The sequence below is a fragment of the Mycobacterium sp. NGS22 genome (assembly GCF_059813095.1).
The window spans coordinates 1-657 of sequence record NZ_JCALDY010000061.1 but is presented as its reverse complement, the minus strand read 5'-3'; the positions used below and the strand labels follow the sequence as shown (position 1 = coordinate 657).

Annotated in this window: 2 protein-coding genes; both read right to left on the bottom strand. The window is 60.0% G+C overall.

Annotated features, from left to right (window positions below; genetic code table 11):
- Positions 1-240, bottom strand: a 240-nt coding sequence (locus tag AC5Y47_RS25640) for a helix-turn-helix domain-containing protein (protein WP_499947061.1), incomplete at its 3' end; no start/stop codon positions are given.
- Complete coding sequence (tnpA, locus tag AC5Y47_RS25635; protein WP_499947060.1) at positions 129-542, bottom strand: IS200/IS605 family transposase; 414 nt, start codon at positions 540-542, stop codon at positions 129-131. The genes tnpA and AC5Y47_RS25640, both read right to left, overlap by 112 nt.
- Positions 543-657 lie beyond the last annotated feature (115 nt).

Below are 657 nucleotides of genomic sequence, written 5' to 3'. Positions count from 1 at the left end.
CCCGGCACGGCCCCAATTGAACTGCTCCACAGCGAGATTCCACACATAACGGGCATCAGCACAGTGCCTGGCCAGCATAAACGCCGCTTGTTCACCGGTGGGATACAGCCGGTACCGGTGCGCCACCGCTACGCCACCTTCCCCTGGCGCGCGGCGGCGACTTTCTGGTTCTCCACATATCGCCTGACCACTTCCAACGGCGCACCACCCACGGTGGAAACGAACCAGGACGGGGACCATAAACACTTCATCCGCGCCAGATGCGCGAACTCCTGCCGAAGACGCCGCGACGAGCGCCCTTTCAGAATCTGAACGAGTTTTGACACCGCCACCTGCGGTGGCAGCTCGACGAGCAGATGCACATGATCGGGCATCGTCTCGACCTCAATCACCATTCCGTTAAACTCGGCGACCACCTCTCCGATGATCTGCTTCAACCGCTTCTGGATTGGCCCACGCAACACATCACGGCGGTACTTCGGGCACCAAATCACGTGGTACTTCACCGAAAACACCGATTTACGTGTCGACCGGTACTGCATGAGCCTCACGATAAACCCCGCCTACGACAAACACGGTCCGCTACGCGGACCGACAGACGGGATCGGCTATCCCCCGACTGAAGTCGAGGGCTTGCGCCGAAGAAAGCTTCGGTCA

Bases quoted from the DNA above. Each gene is read 5' to 3' on its own strand.
- tnpA (WP_499947060.1), bottom strand. From the start codon at position 542: ATGCAGTACCGGTCGACACGTAAATCGGTGTTTTCGGTGAAGTACCAC.